Here is a 19962-nt window from a genome sequence, read left to right as displayed (position 1 = left end):
GGACGGATCAGAAGGAGCAGGTTCATAACCGCACCTTAGCGGCCGCCCTCCCATGCGCAAAACCGCTTGACTGGGACGGCCTCGTTACCGAAGTCTGGGCCCTAGTTGTCGGGGACGCTTTGTGCAGCGAAATACAGATGTCGGCGCATGGCGTCGCGGGCGCCATCGCTGTCACCGGCAGCGATAGCATCCACGATCTCCCGATGGTCGATAGTATCTTGCGGCTGCACCGCCGGATCTTCGCGCATTATGCGTTCGCGATGCTCACGCATCACGCCGATTATGCTTTTGATCGTAGAAATAAGCACCGAATTCCGTGAAGCGTCCGCCACCGCCAAATGAAAGCGTCGGTTTTCTTCGAAGTATGGTTTTCCCGATTCTATCCGTTTTTCGATGATCGCGCACAGCTTGCGGAGGTTTTCCGTTTGAACTTCTGTGACGTGGCTCGCGGCCTTGGCGGCCGCCTCGCCCTCAAGTAGTGCCCGCACCTCGTAGAGATCCCTCAGCGCCCACGTCAGAACAGAACTCTGAACCTTGTCGGCATAGTTGTTAATCGTCGGAGAAACGACGATGGTCCCCCGACGTGCTCGGGATTCCAGCACCCCCATTACAACCAGGCTTCGGACCGCTTCCCGAACTGTCGAACGGCCGACCCCTAGCTGTTCCATCAAGTCGGTCTCTTTCGGGACCGTTTCACCGGGTTTGACTGCCCCTGTCTCGATCAAGGCGATCAGTTTCTCGGTAACGGTGTCGACTATGGAGGTTCGTTTCACCTGGGACAAGATCGCAGGCGTGTCGCCTTCTGGATGTGCGCGCGCATTGCGTTCCCCATCCTTCACTCTCTTCCTTGCCGAACGTTGATCCATGTTTCGAGCCGATGCTGTGTCTTGCGAACCAAGGTGCATATTCCGCGAAGTCGCTTGAAACGCAACTTCGAATTTTCTTGACGGCATATCATCAGACAATTACACAGACAACCGCGCAGCTGGAGTTCTGGCAGGTTGGCCCGCTCGCTGGTCTCGAGGCTTAGTGGGCTTTCGCTCCAAGCGGCGCCGTCATCCAAATGTGCAAACCCGCCGTGGGGCACAAAACACAGCGCGAGGCCCAACCATGCGAAACGGTTCACGTATTTGGAGCCGACTTGACCTTGAGGGACAAGGAAAGCAGACGGGGCACATTCACCTGCCTAACTCCGTTCACCGGTCCGCTTATGGAACGATCGCGATCCCTTGTTGCATTATAGCTAACGGCAGCGGGCCGACTGTGCTTCTGACGGGAGGTGTCCACGGCGACGAATATGAAGGACAAATCGCCCTTGGTCGTCTTTGCCGGGGAATCGAGCCGTCGATGGTCCGCGGCCGACTCATCTTGGTCCCCAGCATCAACTTGCCAGCTGCGCTTGCCAGCACCAGAACCTCGCCGCTGGATGGCCAGAACCTCAATCGGATTTTCCCCGGCGATGCCGACGGAACCCCCTCCGAGCAGATTGCCTATTTTGTTGAGAATGTGCTTGCTCCGATATCGGACGTCTGGTTTGACTTTCATTCGGGCGGGAGTTCGCTCAACTATCTTCCTCTTGTAGCGACGCACCTGTTCCGTGACGAGGCGATCAACCGAAAAGCAGGTCCAATTTTGGATTCGTTTGGCGTGCCGCTTGCGTTGGTATGGAACTTCTTCGACGAACCGCGCATGGGCAAGAGTTGCGCCGAGCGAAATGGCATCGTTTATGTCGCAAGTGAATTCGGAGGCGGCGGCTCCGTCAATCTTGATGGTCTTCGGCTCTGTTATGAAGGCACCGTCCGGGCCCTGGTTTCATTTGGCGTGCTTGACGCTGACGCAATCCCTGTCTCGCCCCCGACCACGACCCGCAAACTCATAGTCCGGCACCGCGACGATAATATATACGCATCCAGCACGGGTGTCTTTGAACCACGAGTAGCTCTTGGCGCGGAGGTCCGGTCCGGCGACCCCCTTGGCGACATTCTGGCGTTGGATGATCTTTCAGCAAAGCCATCTACTCAACTCGCGCTGAACGACGGAATCGTCGTCTGCTTGCGCCATCCTGCGCTCGTGGAACGCGGCGACTGCATCGCTCAATTGGCTGGCGATATACAATAGCCATTTCGCCGCCGGGAGAATCTCTTCTGCTGTCAGCGCCTGGTCCTTCCTCCGAAAGACTCCGCCGAAGCGGATCTGTTCAAAATGCTGATCCGCGACCTCAGCACCGGCGGAGTCATCAGCCAACACAAAGAGATTGATGGCCAGGGGCAATTTCCTACTGAAGAGGCTAGCACGTCGAACACCTCCGGGACAGGTGCAACGCACGGCGAAGTCAGCCTTCGACGAGGTTGAGCCATACGAACTCACAGATCTAGGACGGCAGTTCGTGCAATTGCGCGATGAACGAAATAACGACGAAGATAGAACTTCACGAATTCAGCTAGCTCACTGGAGGCGTCGGAACGCAGGTCTTATTCCAATGATCACGTAACCTCGGCGCGGTCAGCGAGCGGGTGTGGAGTATGTTGACCTCGTCGTCGATGATTGGAATTTCTTGAGCCTGCCGCCCGGCCTCGCGGCGAAAAACTGCGCATATCCCCATAGGTCGCCGATATGCTTGCCGGTCGAGACGCCGGGCGCCTTGAACTTCAAGATGTCGCGGAGCGCTCCTTGCTGAATATGGCGATGTCGGGGCCGTTGAACTAACCCGCTGCGCGGGAGAGCGCGCGCGGTGAGGTAAAGGGCACGAGCCGTTCGTTGCGCTTGCATTGAGCGTCGTTCGGCAGCGGCAGAGCATGACGGGCTTCTTCAACAAGGAGCCTGATCATGCCGCTTTCGTGTGCAGCCGGGCCCTCTGCAGCAAATTGTGCAGCGAGAACGTCAATCGAGATGAACAGGCAGCAGTGCTCCGCCTTGGGCTAGGTGCTCAGCATAAATGGCGCGCCAAATCTCCGGTCACGTCAAGCCGCGCAGGGCTAGCTTATCAAACTCGCACCGTTCATCTGGGCCACGTCCGCGGTGCTGGGCTGCCTCTCAAACAATATTGGCTCTCCCGTGCATTGCGCGACATCCAGGACGCAGCTCAAAATATCCTCGAAGGCCACATTCTCCTGTGGGTTCTGGCTCTGAACGAGCTGCGCGATCTCCACGACGTTGATCGGGCTTGCAGTTCTGGCGGCAGCGACGGCCGCCGATATCCTTGCCTTCAGCTCTGGGGATAGCGGGCGCATTTGGGTGTCTCCTCTAAAGCTGGATTATCGCCCCAGAGCAAGTTTTTGGCAAGCAAAAGGTATAAATTATAAAATGAAATCATATAGTTAGCAATATCATGCAAGTTGGTAGAGAAGCCAGAATTAGGCTTGGCTGCCAAATGAAATTGCTGCACAGAATTAGACGTCAGCGGTATTGACTGGATTTGAGGTAAACACCATATTTGAGCTACTTACTCATTCAGCACCTTTGTACCGAAAGATGGGGTGTCGCGATGCCTGAGCTTGAGAGAGGCGAACGCCTGCAGATTATGCTCAATGCAGAAGAGCTGGCGGCTGTCGAAGACTTCCGTTTCCAACGAAGAATGCCGAGCCGGGCTTCCGCAGTTCGCGAGCTGCTACGTCGAGGACTGGCCGCAGAAGGCTTCGTGGAGGCGACTGTTGGAGCGAAGTCGCAAGATTTTGGCGTTATTGATCAAAATGGAAACGCCGACCCGGACAGCGCGTGAAACGTCGCGTCGCGTGGCAGAGTTGCGAAATCTTCGCGCGCAGCCACGGTCAGGCGCCAAAGGTCGGTATCGAGTCCGTTTTTCGGGGAACTCGTGGTCAGTTGACTCGTGTCTGCAGTTTCAAAGCGTCGCCAGGCGGGCATTGGACATTGCCATTCCATAGGCTTGTCTGAGCGCGAACTTTTCTTCCAGCGCATCAATCACAGTTGCGGCAAAATCCGCTTTGTACATGGTGGCGAGCCTTGTCAGTCCGCCTGGCGTGAAGACGTTGATCTCAAGGAGTTTGTCGCCGACAATGTCGAGCCCGACGAGAAACAAGCCGTCGTTCACCAACTTCGGGCGCACAATTTCGGCCAGAGCCAACATCTTGTCCGTTACCTTGACCTTCCGCGCAGTCCCTGCGGCATGGATATTGGACCGAACGTCGCCTTTGGCTGGCACTCGGCGAAAGGCCGCATAGCTGCCATCCCGCATCAGCGGGCGGCCGTTAAGGAGGAACAGACGCACGTCACCTGCTTTAGCCTCGGGAATATAGGCCTGGGCGATCAGATAGCCATTACCGCTCGCTGCCTCGAATATCTGGTTCAGATTGAAATCATCGGCGGTAGCGATATGGAAGACATTCTTACCACCCGATCCCTGTAGTGGCTTGACGATACAGCCCTTCGGCTGGTTGTCGATGAAAGCGCGTATTTCGGTGATGCTGCGCGAAATAAGTGTTTCGGGCCTGACTATTTCGGGGAATGCCTGGAGGTAGAGCTTGTTCTGCGCTTGGGCCAGTCCGTCCGGATCATTGACCACCATCATTCCGCGCTCCGCGGCAAGCCGCCCAAACATGATGCCGGCATTGGCGGCCCATGGTCGGTCGGTAGCGTCCAGCGAGGGGTCGTTGCGCAGAAACAATAGGTCGATATCGCTTGCGGCGAAGGTTTTCTTCTGGGAATTGGCCTCCTGTAAGGCGTTGTACAGCTTTTCAGTGGTCTTGTAGGAGCCAGCCGGCAGAACCACACCGCTGACGGCAAGGCTGTCATCCGGCCGGAGGATAAAGTCGCCTGGTTCGACATAGACAACCGAATGGCCGCGCTGTGCCGCTGTCAGGGCAAGCGTGGTCGTGGTGTAGCCTGCAGTTTCTTTCTCAACGGAATTGACAAAGAGGGCAATGCGCATCGGGGCTCCGTTCATGTTTCAATCATGTCGACCGGATCCATGCCGGCCATCGCCTTCTTGAGACGCGGTCGCGCCACTTCGGACGACAGGAACGCAGGTTCGAGCTTCGGGGCGCGTAGCAGACCGCGCGCGCTCAGTTCCTGGATGATGCCGAAATGGTGCGCGGAGATCTTGCCGATCCAGAACGGTGTCAGGCTGCCGCCATTCTTCAGATGTTCCAGCACTTGCACCACGCCGCGCAAATAGATGGCGTCCTTGGCAAATCCGCCGCCTCGGAAGACACGCAACACCACGTTGAAGGCGCTACGGCGGTCGAGACCGAAATCGATGTGCACGACGCGGAAAGTGTCCTCGAACGTCGCGCCATCAAGCATTGCCTGGCATGCAAGGACCCTTGCCGCAATCAGCCGCAACCGTGCCTCAGTCATGCCGCCGACGAGATACTCCGCCAATACCGCCAGACCTTCTTGCATTCCCTCATAGCCGGCAAGGCCACTGCGCAGGATTGTGAGCCCCTGCATGTCACCGTTGAAGTAGGTCAGCAGGTGAACACCGATCTCGTGACTCAGCAGCGCCAGAAGACGCTCCGGTGCGAGTTTGGTATCACGCGAGATGAGCAGCCGGTTTCTCGATACCAGCAGGCCGGCCGGCAAATCCGAGCGGATTTCCACAGAGGCCTCGAAGTCGGGATATGCAGCGCGATATCGAGCGATCATTTCTCTCGCCGCGGCAGCAACGACATCCGCGCCGAGGCACTTCTGCCTGGCCTTGGGTTCAAGGTCTGTTGCCTTGTCGAGAATGCCGCGTGCCCTTGAGGCGAGCTCCGGCTCGACGCCTCCATAAAGGGCACGCCCGAGTTCGGCGAAGCGGGGCGTTTCGCGCGCCGCCAGCATCGACAGCTGGAGGTCAAGTTCCTGCTGTTTTTCGGAGAGCAAGCCCGCAAGGAGCGGATCTTCAAGATGATCGAGCGCGACGGAATAGAGCTTCCGCTTCTGATCAGTGACCTCGAATTCGTGCGGCCGATAGAGCAGCAGCGGCGCGCGCTCGAAGCCACCTGCCTCGAACTCCAGCCAGGCTTGCTCTGCGTTGATAGGCGTAACCGCCAGCAGGAAGTCGAAAGTCGATGCAATCTTGTCCATGTCCCGATCGGCGCGTGCGACTGCGTCAATGAAGACACGGCGCCCCAGTGAACGATGGGTTGCCGGCGGTTCGAGTTGCGATGCCTTGAGGAAAGCGCTGACTGCCTGCAATGCAGAGTCGACCATGTTGGCCACGACAAGGTCGCGTAACGCGGGGTATGTGCCCTTGCCGCCAGGTATCCGATAGATCGGCGCAAAACGTACGGTCAGGCATCGGATGTCGCCGAGAATATCCGAAAGCTGTGGCTCTTCGCATGCAGCAGGATTGAGGTCGCCGACGCGTGGGGTGCGATACTTTGCATCTCGCCTGGAGGCAGCCGTCGCAAATCGCTTGAGGGCAGCCTTTTCTTCCGTCGTGTCGCCGCTCGCCAGTGCGATCTCGAAAGGTGGCAGGAAAGGCGCATCGTCGGTCAGGAAGCGGTCTTCGGCCAGTTCGCCGATGTCGATGACCAAAAACGCGCCGCAGCGATCATGCATCGTTGTTGCCACGAGCCGGGCTATTTCGCCGGCGAGTTCGGAACCGGTTGCGATCAGGTAAGAGGCATTGGCGGAGACGGCATCGAATGCCGCCCCTTGGGCGGGACCCACGTAGATGCAGAGAAAGGGCAGCGGCCGGTCTATGTGCAATCGGCTGCCATCGGCGAAATCGTGACGTATGGGCTTGCCCTCTTTCAGCAGCGCATCCAGTCCTGCTTCGATTGGGGCTAGCAGAGACAACGCTTCAACGAGCTTAGGCTTCATCCCATGCCTCGCAGCGCAGCCTCCAGTACGGGCACTGTGGACGCCAGCATGCCACGCAACCTGTCGATCGTGGCTCGATCGGGTTCACCGCTCCATTCGTCCATGAAAACCTTCTTGAATTCGACAGCAATAGCACACCCACTGCCGGGAAAGTTGGCATGAACGAAGCGTGTTTGTTCACCCTTTCCCTGGAAAGACACATTCTCGCGTATGTCGATCGGCTCGCCGTCGAGAGTGTGGCCGCGCAGCGTCTCAATGAAGCTGTCGACGATGGGTGCCCAGCGCTTCCGGTCCATCGAGAATGTCCCGATGTTGATGTCGGGCGCTTCCTCCTGCGCTGCTGGTACTGCCTCCGGCCCGGCGCGCCGGTGATTGTAGCTGTGGACATCAATCAGTACGAACCTGCCATATCGGTTCTCGATTGCCGAAAGCACACGCTTCAGCTCGGCGTAGTAGGCATCATGGAAAGCGAGAGCCTCCGTCACAACGTCTTCGGAGGGGGGCTGGCCCCAGACCTTGAGGCCCCAGGACTGTTCTGGCGACAGATAGATCGCGGCTTCACGCGCGCGGTTCAGGTCAACTTGAAAACGCGAGCGATGAACGATGATCTGGGTCGGGAAATCCGCAATGAAGTGCTCGGTAAAAGGGTCTTCTTCGCGCAGGCGTTCCGGGTCGGGGAGACACATCAGCGATCGGCAGGTAGCGCTCACGTCCGTACCGTTGTGGATCGCAGTGCCAACAACTGGTGAATCTCCCAGCTTGATGGTCCAGCCTTCCGGTGATCCATCCGGATCTTTCGTTGAAACTGGCTTGTTCACGTCATCGAAATGCGCGGAGGGGTTAGACGGTTCCCCGTCGTCGCGAAGCAAAGGGTGTTGTAGCGGCTGGGCCTGCCTCAAAAGAGGCGATTTCGGAAACCGGCTGTCCAAATCGGTCCTCGGCATCGCGGTGAGGTTGGGCCCTCTCCTCGTGTTCGCATGCGACCGGTACTGCGTGGTCACCGTTTGCGAGAACTTCTCGGCACCAGCAGTCGAGCTGCCAGCATTCCTGCGCCAACTGCCATCGCCATCAGTGACATGGTTAGTAGATCTATCGATTGGGCGCGGGCAGGAATGCCGTGTCCGCGTATGGACGACGATGAAGCCAAGTCTGCATCGAACACCGGCTCAAGGTCGGACCTTGTGCCATGCCTTACCGAGTAAGCCCGGGTCAGCTCCGCTCCGAAGAGAAATATCTGCGAGGAGTAGAAAACCCATAGCAGGATGACCAGAAGACCGCCTGCCGCTCCATATGAGGATGCTGTAGCGCTGGTACCAATGTACCAGCCTATGAGCGATTTTCCCGCGGTGAAGAGCGCTGCCGTCACGAGAGCGCCCGTCATCACGTCGCGCCAACCGAGCCTGCGATCCGGCAGCACCTTGTAGATAGCGGCGAACATGGCGGTGATAAGCGCGAGCGAGACAAGGGTATTGATCACTCCAAGGATCAAGGCTCCAAAGGGAAGATTTGCGTTGATGATGTCGCTCATGGCTGTGATCGCCGTGCTGGCGACAAGGGAAACGAGAAGCAGGAACCCCAGTGCTGCGACAAGGCCCAGGCTCGCGGCACGTGCCCGCACCAGTCGGGAGACCGAGCTGCCGGCGGGTTCGACTTTCCAGATCGAGTTCAGCGCCGTTTGCATTTCGCCAAACACGCCCGAGGCACCTACGACCAGGGTTACCAGTCCGATCGACGTGGCCCATGCCCCAGCTGTTCTTGCCGAGGCACTTTCGAGCGCCACCTGCAGCAGATCGGCACTTTGCGGCCCCATCAATCCGGATATCTGGGCCGACAGCGCCAGTTGTGCGGCTTCGTGGCCAAACGCAACTCCGGCAATGGCCACAACGATGAGAAGGATTGGCGCCAGCGAGGTCGCTGCATAAAATGCCATCGCCGCGCCGTGGCTGAAGGCATTGTCATTGATGAAAGCAAACGCGCTTTCCTTGATCAAAGCCCACGCATCCACAATTCGCATCAGGCACCTCCCTTGCTCATGACATAGGTCCGTGTCTACAAGGGTCGAGAAAAAGAAGGGCAGCGTGGATGGAATTGTGAAGTGATCGCCGTGTAAGGTTGGTGACGCAAGAGGCCTGCTTCAACGTACCCCTAGTCGATGATCTTCCAGTAGGAATCTTTAACGGATCACCTTGCCGGCGCGGGATGTGTAAAAGTCGCACCCTTGCACCTCCACGCTTTTCCCCGCGCGCGTGGTGCCCGTCAGTGTCCATTTTGAGATCCCGGTGTCGGCAGCCCAGTCCTCAAAAATGCTCCGCATTGCCATAGGGGACGTCAGGCAGCCCCTCGAAAGCGTGTGCTCAGCACTTTTCGCACATTCGGTTTGCCCTCGCACCGCGAGCCCCACTGCTCTTTCCCCTTGGCATTTCCAAGACGCAGTCATCGGAAAAGAACTCCATGATGGATCAAGATCGTGCGCGTTGAAGGCATCGCAGAGGCCGGTCAATGTCGATCGGATGTCCACTCGGAAAAGCGTGGTTTGCCGTCAGCCCCCATCGCAACCGTGCAGGTCGAAACGATGATGCTCCGTCCCTGACGCCTAGCTGAGAGCAAATCGCTCAAGCATTTGCTCGAGCCGCATGTTCTGATCACGGAGGTGTTCGACCAATAGTAGCTTGAGCCGCTTGTTTTCTGCGTCGAGCGCGGCGATCTCGTCGAGACCTGGTTCAGTGTAAACCGCCGCAGGAGCCGTTTGCGCAAGGGTCCCGGGCGACGTCGAGCGCTGCCTGCGTCCGCTGGGTTTGATAGCAGCGAGCTTCGATATCGTTTGTGGCTCTGGTCTGCCGAGAGGCTCTGGTGTGTCGAGAGGCGCTTGTATGTTGAGAGCCTCGGCTGCGACTACTTCAGGGTCTACGTCGGTATGTTCAGAGCTCCTGCGAGGCAGCTCATCAGTTTTCAGATCGTCGCCTGAAAGCTGCTCTATTTGAGCGGCGTCGACAATGCCGGCTGTTTCGGCCACAGAGCCCCTGTCGACCGGCGACAGAACGACCGTATTTGTACCGAGCAAAATTTCTGTCTTGGGGGAATAGGTCAAATCGGTGGCCTGCTCTTCGACTTCCCGGGCCAACGCCTTGAGGTCGGTGTCCCCCCAGATTGAGTTCGTCCGCGCCTTTTGCTGGCGGCGCGGCGATTTGAACTCAACGACAAATTTCCGCTGTGGCGTCTTCATGGTCAATTCCAGGTAATTCTTGAACGTGGCACGCGCGTGCCAGCGTCACTTCGCGTGAGCTGCGCATACCGCATGCAGCTGTCCGCGACAACGGACAGCGCAATGGCATTGCTGGCCAGCATTCTTACTCCGCGCAGCTTGGAGCGTTTGCATGCGATTGCTAGTTCAGCCCCAGTCTCTTGCGCAGCTCGAGGTTTTCTGCCCGCAATTTTTCCGCCAGCAGGCTACGAAGTCGATTGTTTTCCGCTTCCAGCTGAACGAGCTCGGCCAACTCATTGCCGCCAGTGGCTGCCCTCTCGACCTTCCGGGCGCGCGGTGCATCATTCTTCTTGGCGGCCGGCTTTTCGTTACGCTTCCACTGATAGTAGGTCTGCACCGATATCCCAGTGCTCTTGACCACCTCCTGCAGTGGGGTCTTGCCCTCGGCAACTTTCTTGGCGATCAGCTTGAGCTTTTCGGCTTTCTCGCTTTCGCTGTATGTCTTGCGTTTGGCACCAGGCATTTCTACAGGCGCAGGTTCTGACGCATTGCTAGCGGTTATCGCTGCTGCCTTCTTGCGCTTCGGCGATTTCTGCTTCTTGGCGGTAATTCCTTCACCCGATTCGCCGGTTACAACCGATGCGTTGTTTTCGTCATCCATATGTGTCGCCCTCGTTTGATAGACGCCATTACTCGAACGAGTAGCAAACAGAGTCAACACGTCAGGAAATCGCCCATTGAAGCAGTGGCCACTAATGTAACGCTGCGCCCTTGGTGCAGTGGCCAGCACCATCAATCCCGTATCTGCTTTTCAACCCATGCGGTCCAGCGCGTTGGTATGCAGCGTAGATAGCATAGGTGAATACATTCAGACGCATGCTACATTTCGTCAGATAATTCCTTTGTCTTTTGCGATCGAAACGGCCTCCACCAAATTGGTCGCGTCAAGTTTCTTGCGGGCGTTGTCCAGATAGAATTGGACGGTTCGGTACTGAAGATTTGTAATGAGCGAGATCTCACGCATGTACTTTCCCTTCGCCGCCCATTTCAAACATACGGCCTCTTGAGACGACAGTGTAAGCGAGCAATTCATGAGTTCGGAGTCTGCGATAGCCCGCAGTCGATGGTGTATGTAGAGGACGGCCTGTTCTGCGCGTGCCACACTGCCAAGCGTCGGATTTGTTGCCTGGGCAGACGTCAGTGACAGCATCAGTAAGCTGCCATAGCTGCCATGCACCGGAATAGAGACCCCGGAGCAGAGGCCGTATTGCTTGGCCATGGAGCGAAACCGCTTTTCTTCACTCGAGAGATGGCGGCTAGGCCAATCCTTGGCAGTCCAGGTGAACATCTGCATGAGACGCTTTGCCATCGTAATGACCGGGTCGATACGCGCAAACTGGCTTCGCAGGTAGTCATGCTGCCACTCGAGTGGAAAGCTGTTGATCGTTGAAATCTCTTTCGACGTCATCTCGAAATAGGCGAAGCGTTCGAAGCCGCAGGCAAGCGAGAATGATTTCAACGCATTGCGGATCGATCGTTGGTCGTTCGATGTGTCCAGAGCATCAATGAGTGACGTTATCTGTCCGTCCAAGGTCTGCCTCCGGTCTCAGAAATTGTTGTAAAGACTTCACAATGTCTGAGGTATCGAACGGGCAATGACACGCAATCGCATGATTTGGCGATTGACAGCTCTAATCATTCATGAAGGCGCCGGACGCGGCAGGCGATGTGCATGAGCCTGCCCGGTCGCCGGCCTAAATCGCGATAGGGCTTTCTGGACGCAGCTTTTTCGTGATCGAGACGTGCTGAAGCGCCCCTGCGAAGCAAGCTATACGATTTCCGCAATTTTCTTATAACCAACGGGCGTAGCAAAAATGTTGGATGACCGCGCCTGTCGGCAATTGCGGCGAACCTTTGGAGGAGTTCGGGGCTGAACAGCGATGACAGTGTCCGCCAGTAAAGCCTGATCGCGCCATTTTCCAAGGTGGCTGCGAGGCTGAGGCCAGGATGGAGGGCCATCTTGACCTCAGCCCATAGCCTTAACCTCGATAAGCACTCGGAAAGATAATGTCCTGGTCGACGAGAACGTTAAACTTGTAGCCGGGTCGGATTTCGAGGGTCGGTTGGACGTCGAGGTTCTTGCTGATGGTACGCTCTGCCACGCGCCCGAAGGTCTCAGCGAAGTTCCGCCGGGCAGCGTCTGATGCGCTGTCATGGTTAGCGCGCGTGGAGGATTTCGGGACGGCCATGTCGATGCCTGTCCCAATGATCCCGAGCAGGATCGCCGAGCCGAATGTCTTGAAGTAGTGGTTGTCAACCTTGTCCCTGAAGCCGCCATTGCCTTGCGCGTCGGTGCCAGCCATGCCGTCGATCTGCAAAGTCGCCCCATTCGGAAAGACGATATCGGTCCAGATCACCAGTACGCGCGATTGGCCGAATGAAACCTCGGCATCGTAACGGCCAAAGAGCTTGGTGCCCTGGGGAATGAGCAGACGATGACCGGTGGCGCTGTCATAGACGTTTTGACTGACCTGGCCGGTGATGCGGCCGGGCAAATCCGAATTGATGCCGGTGATCAGCGTCGCCGGTATTACCGAACCGCGCTTCAGTTCATAGGGCGATTGCTGCGGCACGAGCTTGTTTGGCAGGTAGCCAAGTTCCCTCATGTCGGCGTTGAAAAAGTCTGCCTTGGCGCGCTGGCCATTCGGATCGTGGTTCTGCCCCCCGATGCCTGCCCTAAGTGCGGCAGCGTAAAAATTGGTAGTCGAGGGAGCGGTTGCGGATGCATTTGCGGGACCGCTTGGCTGCTCTTCCTCCGTGGGTTGTTCCAGCTTGTTTAGGCTGATGGTGAGCGGCGAGTCGTAGGCGGCATCATTGGCCTGCATGCGCGCCATCTTCTGGCGATGGCGCTCGCGAATGTACTGTTCGCGCTGCTCGCGCTCGAGACGGGCCTTCCAGACCGTCTCGGCTTCGCCCTGCTCGGCAGATTGCTCTTCGCCTTGTGGTCGGTGTACGAAAGGATCGTCGGCCACTTTCTGCGTCTCCGCTGGTCCAGCCGGCACAGGTTGGAGCACGACTGCTTCTATCGGCTCACCGATGATGCCGTCCGACACGCCCCGTTTCAGCTGGTCGGCATATGTCGACGCCGAATTGCTTGAGGCTGGGTCAATGCCCTCGTTGCCCCGAAAGAACAGGCCGCGCGATGTCAGGCCAAAGATGATCAGGGCGAGGACCAGCATCACAAGCACGGCTGCGATGACGACCGGCAAGCGGTTGATGCGGCGGATACCGCTCTCCTCGTTTGGCGCACCGCCAAGCTTCAAGGATTTGAACCATGCTTCCCCTCCCCTATCCGCGGCGCATGACCGAGAGCGGACTTGCAGGAGATGCACCCGACATTGTCGTTCGGTATGCACGTCCGAGTTCAACCGTGCTGGTCGACATGCGCACCAGTACCTGCCCCTCGTGGCTGTCGACGACATAGGCAAGCGCGATCTCTTTCTGGCCGTCCGTTTTCTGGTCCGTGGCGACAGCATACCCCCAACTTTTCAGTGAAGCTTCAAGCGCCTGGCCGAAGGGCGAGCTGTCAGGTTTCATGATGATAGTGCCGTTGGCCGGGCCGATCTGCTCGGCAAGCTTGGTCACCATGTCGCCCGCAATGGCGCTGGCAGCGGATCCTGTAATCTCAGGCGGCGCTGAACTGGCCACCAAGCCGTTGCCGGTGGACGTCTGACAACCGGCAACTGCGCACGTGAGAAGCAGAACGGCAAAGGTGCGGCGCATCCTAACGCCCTCGCCTGATGGTGATCTTCTCCTGTTTCCAGCCGACGCCTGAGACAAGGACGGCGCGCTCCACATGATAGTCAACCACCATCATGTCGGCTTTCATCCGATAGTTGACGACGCGGTTCTCACCCCCTGAGACAACGAACAGTACCGGTGCATCCTGACCGGAGACTGATCGCGGAAACTGGATGTAGGTCTTGGTTCCGTCGGAATAGACCCGCGTCGGGCGCCAGCGCGCATTGCCGGAGATTGAGTAGGCAAAGTTCAACTGCTCGGCTGGAACACCGGCGCCCGGAATAAGGCTTGCCTCAAGCCGTGCGTTCATGTCGGCAAGTTTCGCACTCACATCTTCCGGATACTCAAACCCGACACGCGCCATATATTGGTGCTCATGCGACTTCAGCTGGATGTGGTAGGTTCGCCGCGAGGTCGTCACCACCATCGACGTAACAAGATCCGGTTCGGACGGCTTGACGATCAGGTGGATCGCCTGCCCGCCGATGGCGCCGGAGGTCGCTGGTTCTACCTTCCAGCGCACCGTATCGCCGACCAATACGTCACGCACCGCTTCGCCTGCCTGAAGCTCGATGTCGCAAACCTGCAGCGGCGAACAGACGACTGAGGGCTGTATCTCACCATAGAGGAAGACCACCTTGCCGTCGGCGCCCTTGGTGACGAGGCCTTTCTTTCCGCGCCATTGCCCGGAAATTCCGGTCCCCCTTTGCTCGTTGGCACTCATGCCCTCGGCATAGGCTTTCGGAATGAAGACTGGAGCGGCGGCGGCGAGTGCGGCGACAAACGTGGTCACGAGGGTGAGAGTTGCACCGACGGGTCTGGTGGCAATGATCATGAGTTGGGCTATGCCTTTCATAGCTGCGCGGTCCAGTCGAAGTCGCGGAGGTAGAGACCGATAGGGTTGAGCCGGATGACGCCCTCATCCTGTGGTGGGGTCAGTGTGACGGTCGCGATGCCGCGGAAGCGGCGCACGGCCGTCTCCTTGCCCTTGCGGTCGCGTTCGAACTCGGTCCAGTCGAGCTGGAACGACTGCGGTGACAGAGCAACGATGTTGTTGACCTCGATGGCAACGGTTGCGGTCCTGGCCTTGTCGAAGGGCGAACTTGAGCGGAACCACGCATTGACCTTCTCGGTCGCGGGGTCTGACGTCCTCAAGAGCGCGTACGTACGGTCGATGTACTGCTTCTGCACGACCGCATCCGGGGTCACGCTGCGGAAATTGGAGACGAAGCTGCCCAGGGCGGCGCGGACGACACGTGTGTCGGCATATTCGATCTGCTGCGGGTAGCCCGCATGTGCCGAGGTTCCAAGCTTGTCGACTTCAACGATGTAGGGGATTAGTTTGACTTGAGTGCTCTGGAACAGCGCATAGGCGAATCCGATCACCGCCATGAGCATTCCCGTGATGCCGACGATACGCCAGCCGGCGGCCGCCTTCACATATGAGCCATAGCGCTCGTTCCATTCCTGGCGTGCTGCGAGATAGGGATTTTCGGGCGGTTTGCGCTCGGCCATGAGGGGTTCTTTCCGGGCTAGTTCTTCTCATCGAGCGGCTGTGGTGCAGGGATGGTCCTGCCGGACGGCCGGCCCTGGTCGAGTTTGGCGTTGGCGAGCCCGAGCAGAGACCCGGCATGGGCTCCCGGTGCTGCAATTGCTTTTTCCTTGGCCGCCGATGCCGCAGCCCATCCGGCACTACCGATCCCGGATGCCATGCCGCGCATGGCTGCTCCGGCCATGGAAGCGCCGCCCGCCCGGGCCGCACTTGCCGCCGTAGCGCCGCTCGCAACGGCACCTGCGCCAAGAACGGCACCGCCAGCGGCGAAAGTCGCTGCGTGCCCACCATGACGTATCGCTTCCATGCCGCCGGAAACGGAAACTCCTTGCACAACACCCTGAAGGATGGCGGGGACGTACATGGCGATGATGAACACCACGACGGCTATTCCGGCGATGGCCAGCGTGGTGACAAACTGTTCTGACTTTGCCGTCGGTGCTTCTGCCAGGCCGATCAGCACTTCCGAGCCGATCCGGGCGATCATCACCAGCGCCATGAGCTTCATCCCGACCGAGAAGGCATAGATGAGGTAGCGCACGGCAAAATCCTTGGTGAAGGACGACCCGCCAAGGCCGAGCATGATCATGCCAGCGAGAAGGCCGACATACATCTCGACGAGCACCGCGACGAAGATCGCCGCGACCAGGCTGAAACAGACGACCACCACGACCATTGCGAAGACGGCGGCTATCGCCAGCGCATTGTCTTCGAACAGGCCGAATTTTGCCTGTTCAGACATCTTCGAGGCAACGCGGATGCCGGCGTCGAAGATATTGGCGGGTGACGCCGATCCGCCACTGGCGCCGATCTGAAACAGGCTGTCGACGACCGCTCTTGCGAAGCTCGGGCCCTGATCGAGGATGAATGCGAACAAGCCGATGAACATGATCCGGCGCACGAGCTCCGCAAACCAGCTGTCGAGCGAGGCTGTATTGATCGCAAGCCAGACCGCTGCAATCGCAACCTCGATGCCGGCGAGGATCCAGAATAGCGAACGGGCGGCATTCATGACCGTTGTTTGCCAACCCCGCGCGGCCGTCACGACCTGGTTCTCCAGGGTCGTCAGTACAGATCCTTGTTGCGCGAGCGCAGGTGCGCAGGCGATGAGGAGTGCACCGATCACCGCGAAAGCGAGTTGATGCCTGCCGACTAGCTTGACGGTTGCCATCGCGGCCTCATCTCCTGGCCGCCGCGCACGTTCCGATCGGGAACTCCGCCGAACAACCTTTCAGCATGCTCCCTGCGTGCCCTTTCCGAGATGGGTGCGGGTGCCTCATCCACCGGAGAGGGTTGCTGCAGCATCCAGAGGGCGCTGCCTGCGCAGAGGCTGATTGCGATGCCGATCGATATTCCAATGAGCATGGAAGCGTTCACCAGCGCGGCTCCATCATTTGGCCGCCCCGCACATTGGGCAGCGGCGAATTGAAGAAGTTCTCGCGCCGTGCTTGGGCGAGGTCCTTGTCAGCCTGTCTGGACTGGAACCAGGTCCCCATCATTGTGGTCTGTTGCGAGACCAGCCCGCGCAGCTTCTGGAATTGCGCTACCTGCTGGGCCGCTATCTGGTGGCCTACCTGAAGCGCTTTCATCTGGCCGTCCGATGTCTCCGACATGGCGCGGAGAGAGCTCATTGTCGCTTCCTCGGAGGTGAACTGGTCAGCCGTAAGCCCTGCCGCCTTCAGCGTACCAGCGATGGTGTCGCGGTTCGTGGTCGACCAGGTCTGGTAGTTGTCGGAAAATGTCTGGCCATCGGCGAGGCCGGTCTTGAAATCGGCAAAGCTCTGGAAGCGCTGCTTCAGCACGTCATCGATGTTTCCCATCGAGAACGCGATGCCCTGTCCTTGCCCGACGATGGATTGCAGCTTCCGAAGGTCGCCTTCGACCTGTCCCCACATATGCTTTGGCAGCCGGGCGGTGTTTTGGAGCAGGTTGTTGTAGATGTTGAGCTGGTTCTGGATCTGCTCGGCCAATTGCGTGATCTGCTTGACCTGGTTGTTGACCTGATCGGCCGACTTGCCGACGAGCGCGATCAACTCGGCATTGTTGGCGAGCTGTGTCCATTCGGTCGCCTGGCCCGTTACGCCGCCGGCATGACCTGTGACCGGCGCTACCATGGTGACACTGAACATGACCGCGGTACCGGCCATTTGCAGACTATGTGGATGGAAAAAATGCCGCGGCATGGCCAATTCCTCTCATTTCGAGCCAATAGATCGGCCAGTCCGCGCCGTGTTCGCGCTTCAGGGCCAGAATGCGTTGGAGATCTTGCTTGCCAGTGGCGCCGAGGAAGGACAGGGCGAGCGGTCCCAGCGACATGTCGAACAGTCGGCGGCCTTCCGGCGAGGCGACGTAGTATTCACGTTTGGGAACTGCCGTTGCGACGATTTCGATCTGGCGTTCGTTAAAGCCGATACGCTGGTAAAACTCACGCGTGCCTGCCTCGCGCGCAGCCCCATTAGGCAGGCAGATCTTAGTTGGACAGGATTCCTTCAGCACATCGATGATGCCGGAGCGCTCGGCATCGGAAATCGACTGGGTGGCGAGCACCACGGCGCAATTGGCCTTGCGCAGCACCTTCAGCCATTCCCTGATCTTGTCGCGAAACGTCGAATGGCCCAGCATTAGCCATGCCTCGTCGAGAACGATCAGGCTCGGTGCGCCAGTCAAGCGTTTCTCGATCTTGCGGAAAAGGTGGGTCAGGACGGGCACGAGATTGCGCTCGCCCATATTCATCAACTGCTCGATCTCGAAGGTCTGCAGCGATCCGAGCGACAGGCCATCGCTCTCGGCGTCGAGCAATTGCCCCATCGGGCCGTCGACGGTGTAGTGGTGGAGAGCTTCCTTGATTTCGCGCATCTGAACGCCCGAGACGAAATCAGAGAGCGAGCGTCCGCGGGCGTCCGCCAAAAGTGCGACTTGCCTTGAGATCGCGTTGCGATGATCAGGTGTGATCGAAATGCCTTGCAGCGCCACGAGCGTCTCTATCCATTCGGACGCAAAGGCCCTGTCAGCGTCGGTGACGAGGTCCGAAAGCGGACAGAAGGCGAGCGCCGAAACTGAACTTGCCCCCTCCCCTGTCGAAACATCGCTGTCGGCCCCGATCTCGTAGTGGTCGCCGCCGGCGGCCAGTGTGAGCGGCAGCATCGATCGGCCCTTGTCGAAGGCGAATATCTGGGCTCTGGGGTAGCGCCGGAACTGGGCCACAATCAGCGCCAGTAGTGTCGACTTGCCCGATCCGGTCGGCCCGAAGATGAGGGTGTGGCCGACATCTTCGACATGCAGGTTCAGCCGAAACGGTGTCGAGCCCGACGCAACCTGCATCAGTGGTGGAGAGGCCGGCGGATAAAACGGGCAAGGGGCAATAGCACTGCCGGACCAGACCGAATTCAGTGGAATGAGATCGGAAAGGTTACGTGTGTGGATCAGCGGCTCGCGAACATTGGCGTACCAGTTGCCGGGCAGCGAACCCAGGAATGCCTCGGTCGCATTCAGCGTCTCGATTCTCGCCCCGAAGCCCTCAGCCTGGATCAGACGACGCACGGCCTCACAGTTCTCGCGAAGACGAGTGCTGCTTTCGTCAAACAGCACGATGACAGGCGTGTAGTAACCATAGGCGACAAGCTGCGAGGAGGCTTGTGCGATCGCATCCTCCGTCTCCGCCACCATCGTCATGGCGTCCTGGTCGATCGAGCGCGACTGCGTCTGGAACAGCTGGTCGAAAAAGGGCCGGACCTTCTGCTGCCACTTCCTGCGGGTGCGTTCGAGCTTTTGGCGGGCTTCCTGGTCATCGAGGAACATGAAGCGCGACGACCAGCGATAGGTCAGCGGCATCAGGTCAAGCGAGTTCAGGATGCCAGGCCAACTTTCGGCCGGAAGCCCGTCGATCGCAACAACGCCAAGAAAGCGGCTTTCGACGATCGGCGTCAGGCCGTGCTGGAGCTCTGCCGTCACCAGCCAGTCGAGATACATCGGGATGTCTGGCAGGCGCACAGGGTGGTTTTCTCCCGTGATGCAAAAGCGGATGAACTGGAACAGTTCGTCGTAATGTGAGGTCAGAAAACCGCCGCGCTCCTCGGCCGATCGCGTTTCCATTCGCCTGATGGACAAGACGTTGGCGAGATATTGCTCGAGTTCGCGGATCGCGGTCTGAAACGTTTCAAGCACCTTGTCGGCATAGGTTGCGGCATGGCTCTCCGGGTCCGAATAAAGATAGCGGGTCAACCCCGATCGTTGCCTCGTCGGAGGATGATAGGTCAGGATCAGCGCATGCCGGCTCTCATAGTGCCCCTTCTCCCGCTCGAAATGCGCACGTCGCTCAGCGTCGATGGCACGCGTGACGGGATCGGGAAAATGGCACTCCGCAGTTGCAGGATAAGCTACGGTCGGCAATCGCACGGCCTCGACCTGGACCATCCAGCCCGAGCCAAGGCGCGAAAGGATGGCGTTGATCTGACGCGAAATCTCGTTGCGCTCGGCATCGGTCGAGCTCTCCGAATCCGGGCCTGCGAAGTACCAGCCTGCCATCAGGCTCCCGTCCTTAAGCAGGATGACGCCATTGGCGATCAGTCCCGCATACGGAACAAGATCAGCAAAGGACGGGCCGGAATGTCGAAAGGGACGAAGTGCGGCCATGGTTCATCAC

The 19962-nt window shown here is 58.7% G+C and carries 19 protein-coding genes; 2 read left to right on the top strand and 17 right to left on the bottom strand.

Features of this window, described 5'->3' with window-relative positions; translation table 11 throughout:
• Window positions 1-101: 101 nt before the first annotated feature.
• A complete protein-coding gene (locus C8K44_RS07305; protein WP_158282716.1) occupies window positions 102-866 on the bottom strand; it encodes a FadR/GntR family transcriptional regulator in 765 nt (254 codons plus the stop codon).
• 397 nt (window positions 867-1263) lie between these two features.
• Here C8K44_RS07305 and C8K44_RS07300 point away from each other — a divergent pair, with 397 nt between their 5' ends.
• Window positions 1264-2118 (top strand): succinylglutamate desuccinylase/aspartoacylase family protein, encoded by an 855-nt coding sequence (locus C8K44_RS07300; RefSeq protein ID WP_158282715.1) that lies wholly within the window; start codon window positions 1264-1266, stop codon window positions 2116-2118.
• Window positions 2119-2975: 857 nt separating this feature from the next.
• Here C8K44_RS07300 and C8K44_RS07290 read toward each other — a convergent pair.
• Window positions 2976-3230, bottom strand: a complete 255-nt coding sequence (locus C8K44_RS07290; RefSeq protein ID WP_109575080.1) for a hypothetical protein — start codon at window positions 3228-3230, stop codon at window positions 2976-2978.
• A gap of 254 nt (window positions 3231-3484) precedes the next feature.
• On the opposite strand from C8K44_RS07290, the gene C8K44_RS07285 reads away from it, so the two are divergent.
• Window positions 3485-3718, top strand: a complete 234-nt coding sequence (locus C8K44_RS07285) for a hypothetical protein (RefSeq protein ID WP_109575124.1) — start codon at window positions 3485-3487, stop codon at window positions 3716-3718.
• Between the two features lie 120 nt (window positions 3719-3838).
• Here the strand turns inward: C8K44_RS07285 and C8K44_RS07280 are convergent, their stop codons facing one another.
• The 15 genes from C8K44_RS07280 to C8K44_RS07205 all read right to left on the bottom strand — a co-directional run bounded on the left by C8K44_RS07280 (window position 3839) and on the right by C8K44_RS07205 (window position 19952).
• On the bottom strand, window positions 3839-4885 hold the full coding sequence (locus tag C8K44_RS07280) for a glutathione synthetase (protein ID WP_109575079.1): 1047 nt from the start codon (window positions 4883-4885) through the stop codon (window positions 3839-3841).
• A gap of 11 nt (window positions 4886-4896) precedes the next feature.
• Entirely contained in the window at window positions 4897-6765 is a 1869-nt protein-coding gene (locus C8K44_RS07275; RefSeq protein WP_109575078.1) for a flavohemoglobin expression-modulating QEGLA motif protein, read from the bottom strand.
• A complete protein-coding gene (locus C8K44_RS07270) occupies window positions 6762-7583 on the bottom strand; it encodes an N-formylglutamate amidohydrolase (RefSeq protein ID WP_245417397.1) in 822 nt (273 codons plus the stop codon). The genes C8K44_RS07275 and C8K44_RS07270 overlap by 4 nt, the downstream gene beginning before the upstream one ends.
• A gap of 179 nt (window positions 7584-7762) precedes the next feature.
• Window positions 7763-8779 (bottom strand): YihY/virulence factor BrkB family protein, encoded by a 1017-nt coding sequence (locus C8K44_RS07265; RefSeq protein WP_109575076.1) that lies wholly within the window; start codon window positions 8777-8779, stop codon window positions 7763-7765.
• Between the two features lie 579 nt (window positions 8780-9358).
• On the bottom strand, window positions 9359-9988 hold the full coding sequence (locus C8K44_RS07255) for a hypothetical protein (protein WP_109575075.1): 630 nt from the start codon (window positions 9986-9988) through the stop codon (window positions 9359-9361).
• A 160-nt stretch (window positions 9989-10148) separates the two neighbouring features.
• The gene (locus C8K44_RS07250) at window positions 10149-10628 is read right to left on the bottom strand and encodes a transposase (RefSeq protein ID WP_109575074.1); all 480 of its coding nucleotides are present in this window, start codon (window positions 10626-10628) and stop codon (window positions 10149-10151) included.
• Between the two features lie 228 nt (window positions 10629-10856).
• Window positions 10857-11558 (bottom strand): autoinducer binding domain-containing protein, encoded by a 702-nt coding sequence (locus C8K44_RS07245; RefSeq protein ID WP_109575073.1) that lies wholly within the window; start codon window positions 11556-11558, stop codon window positions 10857-10859.
• Between the two features lie 448 nt (window positions 11559-12006).
• Window positions 12007-13290 carry an IncP-type conjugal transfer protein TrbI gene (trbI, locus tag C8K44_RS07240; RefSeq protein ID WP_245417396.1) on the bottom strand — a complete coding sequence of 428 codons (1284 nt, stop codon included), beginning with the start codon at window positions 13288-13290 and terminating at the stop codon, window positions 12007-12009.
• A 25-nt stretch (window positions 13291-13315) separates the two neighbouring features.
• Entirely contained in the window at window positions 13316-13750 is a 435-nt protein-coding gene (trbH, locus tag C8K44_RS07235) for a conjugal transfer protein TrbH (RefSeq protein WP_109575072.1), read from the bottom strand.
• Between the two features lies 1 nt (window position 13751).
• Window positions 13752-14624, bottom strand: coding sequence for a P-type conjugative transfer protein TrbG (gene trbG, locus C8K44_RS07230; protein ID WP_245417395.1), 873 nt, complete (start codon window positions 14622-14624; stop codon window positions 13752-13754).
• Window positions 14621-15283, bottom strand: a complete 663-nt coding sequence (locus tag C8K44_RS07225; protein WP_067969568.1) for a conjugal transfer protein TrbF — start codon at window positions 15281-15283, stop codon at window positions 14621-14623. The genes trbG and C8K44_RS07225 overlap by 4 nt, the downstream gene beginning before the upstream one ends.
• 17 nt (window positions 15284-15300) lie before the next feature.
• A complete protein-coding gene (trbL, locus tag C8K44_RS07220) occupies window positions 15301-16491 on the bottom strand; it encodes a P-type conjugative transfer protein TrbL (protein ID WP_109575071.1) in 1191 nt (396 codons plus the stop codon).
• Window positions 16473-16685, bottom strand: a complete 213-nt coding sequence (gene trbK, locus C8K44_RS07215; protein ID WP_109575070.1) for an entry exclusion protein TrbK — start codon at window positions 16683-16685, stop codon at window positions 16473-16475. The genes trbL and trbK overlap by 19 nt, the downstream gene beginning before the upstream one ends.
• A gap of 8 nt (window positions 16686-16693) precedes the next feature.
• Window positions 16694-17449, bottom strand: coding sequence for a P-type conjugative transfer protein TrbJ (gene trbJ, locus C8K44_RS07210; RefSeq protein ID WP_245417406.1), 756 nt, complete (start codon window positions 17447-17449; stop codon window positions 16694-16696).
• A gap of 25 nt (window positions 17450-17474) precedes the next feature.
• Window positions 17475-19952 (bottom strand): conjugal transfer protein TrbE, encoded by a 2478-nt coding sequence (locus C8K44_RS07205; protein ID WP_109575068.1) that lies wholly within the window; start codon window positions 19950-19952, stop codon window positions 17475-17477.
• Window positions 19953-19962: the final 10 nt, after the last annotated feature.

This window comes from Aminobacter sp. AP02 (assembly GCF_003148805.1).
Taxonomy (GTDB): domain Bacteria; phylum Pseudomonadota; class Alphaproteobacteria; order Rhizobiales; family Rhizobiaceae; genus Aminobacter.
This window is presented reverse-complemented; position numbering and strand designations above follow the sequence as displayed.